Origin of the sequence: Hymenobacter aerophilus DSM 13606, assembly GCF_000382225.1 — a bacterium.
Taxonomy (GTDB): domain Bacteria; phylum Bacteroidota; class Bacteroidia; order Cytophagales; family Hymenobacteraceae; genus Hymenobacter; species Hymenobacter aerophilus.
In genome coordinates this window covers 1-2,942 of sequence record NZ_KB907857.1, presented here as the reverse complement: position 1 = coordinate 2,942, position 2,942 = coordinate 1, and the positions used below count along the sequence as shown (strand labels likewise).

At 53.5% G+C, this 2,942-nt stretch carries 4 protein-coding genes; all 4 read right to left on the bottom strand.

Going from position 1 to position 2,942, the window contains the following annotated elements; genetic code table 11:
- Positions 1 to 51 precede the first annotated feature (51 nt).
- Positions 52 to 1,182 (bottom strand): tetratricopeptide repeat protein, encoded by a 1,131-nt coding sequence (locus H145_RS0119230; RefSeq protein ID WP_019949772.1) that lies wholly within the window; start codon positions 1,180 to 1,182, stop codon positions 52 to 54.
- A 653-nt stretch (positions 1,183 to 1,835) separates the two neighbouring features.
- Positions 1,836 to 2,117, bottom strand: coding sequence for a hypothetical protein (locus H145_RS22200; protein ID WP_019949771.1), 282 nt, complete (start codon positions 2,115 to 2,117; stop codon positions 1,836 to 1,838).
- 30 nt (positions 2,118 to 2,147) lie between these two features.
- On the bottom strand, positions 2,148 to 2,600 hold the full coding sequence (locus H145_RS0119220) for an ATP synthase subunit B family protein (protein ID WP_019949770.1): 453 nt from the start codon (positions 2,598 to 2,600) through the stop codon (positions 2,148 to 2,150).
- Positions 2,587 to 2,865 carry a M15 family metallopeptidase gene (locus H145_RS22195; protein ID WP_240471737.1) on the bottom strand — a complete coding sequence of 93 codons (279 nt, stop codon included), beginning with the start codon at positions 2,863 to 2,865 and terminating at the stop codon, positions 2,587 to 2,589. Before H145_RS22195 ends, H145_RS0119220 begins: the two co-directional genes overlap by 14 nt.
- Positions 2,866 to 2,942: the final 77 nt, after the last annotated feature.

The following is a 2,942-nucleotide window of genomic DNA, read 5'->3' as shown; positions in this document are numbered from 1 at the left end:
AAGGAGATAACTCGGCCCACATCTTGTCCGTCAATAGCGTGCGGTCTGCATTCATAGTCGATCAACAACTCCGTAATTGAGAACAGTTCCTAGCGTAATTTGAAATCGACGATTCTCAAATGTTAGTTGCGCCGCCGGCTTATAGGTGTCTAAATCCTGCTGCAACACCGCCTGCACTTTCTCCAAATTCTCTGCCTTGTCTTGTAGCAGCAGTTCCACCAACGGCATCTTGAATGCTTCCCTGCGGGCAACAGTGGCGGGCACCTGCGCCAACTGCTCATGCAACAGGTCAGCCTGCAAAAAGAGCATAACGGCGTACCGAACCGAACTAAGTGGGCTGATTTGCTTGAGTTTGTCTACCACTTCCTGGGCCTCGGCGCTCATACCTAGGCGAGCGAATGCGAGGGCCGCTTGTTCAGCATACGACACATTGGTTTCCTCCAACCCGTAGGAACGCAAGTAGTGTTCGTGAGCGGATTCAAGGTTGCCGACTTCCTGATAACTACGTCCTAGCAGGTGTTGAAACCGCGCCTGCAACGCGGCATTCAGTGGGTAGCGCTGTACTTCCAGCCTTAAGTCTTGCAGAAGCTGAAGGGTAGTGAAGGGTTTGTATTGTTCCAGCGTATTCTTTTCCAACAAATCCAGTACCGAATGAATAGCAGTAGGCTGTTGTTCCAACCGAGCCTCAATTCGTGCCAATTGCTGCGTAGCTCCCAGAGCAAACTGTACGCAGATTTCTTTATGGTTTTCCTCGTAAAACCGGCGCTGTAGCTCCGCATCGGCTGCCATTGCCTTCTGAATGCGCTGGTCAAATTCGTCCAGCTCTTCTTGAGAAGGGAACACTGAGCCGGGTACCTGCGGTAGGTCGACTACTTTGAGGGGCGGATTGGCTTGAAATAAGCGGTAGGCCAGCACCTGATTCCAAACCCACTGCAGCTGAAAAAAGTATACGACGCGGCTCTGCCCATTCACGCCATACTCTTGGCGGTACTGGTCGAGCACGCCATCTATCACCTTAGCTAATTGATTTCGGTAAGTAGGGTCTCCAAACAGTTCCCGCTTAATGTAGTCAATGATTTTAGGGCTTATCTGCTGCCCTATCAACTTGAGTGGGTTTAGGTCGAATGCGTCCAATACAGCGTACCCTGAAGTGGCCAAGCCCCATAGCGTAGTAGAATCCATGAATAGGTAGTAGAAGTTGTGCTAGGATAAGTATATAGTTGATTCAGCTTTCGTGCCATACCCGTGTACATCGGGCAGTTAAGCATTATACTGGCCGTTTGGCAGGCCAATGCCCTGCTTTGGCAATAGGTATCTGTCAATCTGCACATTCTACGTCAGTTTATCCACCCGAATAAATTGATCAACCGCCAGTCGCTAGAAATGCACTTTATTTATTCAGTAGTTACAACTCATCACAAGGAAGTTCTACAACTTTATGACGGCTCACAGTCCCAGCTGAGATTCTAATCAATCCACAGTCAACCTAATACTGAGTACTATGGCATTCATTCACAACAACAAGGAATTGTCACCCTGCATCCTGTCTAAATCACGTCACGCCCTAGGCTTAAAGGCCGAAAAGCCGACCAATAAAAAACGCTGCTCGCTACCTTACTGGGAGCAGGCAGTACAGGCAATTGGTGAACTAAACGGAGTAGATACGGCTACAATACAGGCTGCAAAGGGCCGTTATGCCGAATACATTAGGTGAGTAGCGCCGTTGACCGCACAATACAGTTGCCGACTAAGTTGACTTGACCAGTCCTGAAAGGGCAAAAAAAGGAGTGGCCCCATAGGTGGCCACTCCCCATCAAGCTTCTAGTCCGATACTACTACAACGTCTCTGCCGATGCCCCGCCCATCCGCTCCTGGCGGCTCTGGGCCTCGTCCAGTTGCTCGCCCGGCTTCACCGCCGTACTCGACACGGCCGCCCCGATGCTGCCGGCCAGCACCAGGTAGCTCCCGAGCGTAACTAAACCGGCCGGCAATAGGGCAGGGGCTGCCACCAGAATAGCCCCCACGGCCCCCACAGCCACCGAAATAGACCGCACCTTACGAAAGAACCGGGGCGTGGGCAACGTGAGCCGGTCCGTAATACTAAGTTTGCTTGACATGATACAAGGGGTAAAAAGTGGAAAATTGGGCTACGAAGGCCCATTACTGTCCAGGCGGGCCAGAATCCGGTCGGCCCACTCGTTGCGCTTCTGCTGGTCTTTGGTAAAGTCGCTCAGTGTCTTCGTCCGCTCATCCACCAGGGCCAGCGTCTTGTCGATATGCGTCAGCTTCTCGCCCAGCTTCATCACCAGCTCCACCATCTCTTTGCGAAGCTCGGTGCGCTGCTGCAAGGCCTCCGTCCGAATCAATTCTGCCTGCTTGCTCATCTCCAGCCGCAGCTTCTCCTCGCGGGCCACCGCCGACACATGAAACTCGTCCACCAGCAAAGCCAGGGCTTCCGATTTCTTGTAGTTGGCGGCGCAGTTGGTCTTCAGGTCTTCCACCGCCCGCCAGTTCTTCACGAAGTAGAGCAGCACCGACACGCCCCCCACGATAATCGATGTCAGCACCCCCCAGTGCTCGAATACACTATTCACGTCCATCACCCCCTTTCCGCCCCGTCAGCACCTCGAAGTGCGGTCGGTCCTTGAACTTGGGCCAGTCGCCGCCCCACACCACCCGCGCATCGGCGTACTTCATCAGCCGGGCAAACTTGCTCAGCAGCAGCCCCGACCACGACACCGACCCATCCGCCAGCAAAAATGCCACGTCGATAGCCGGAGTAGGAGGGCCCAGGTTGTGGTTGGATTGCCCGCCCCGCTTGTAGGTTACAATCGGCCCCGGCGTACTTTGAGGTGGTCTAGGCAAGACGGACAGAAGAAGGACGTATATTTCTTCTGTTATGACAGCAAAATCCAGCGGGACGTCGCCCGACAAACGGCGTA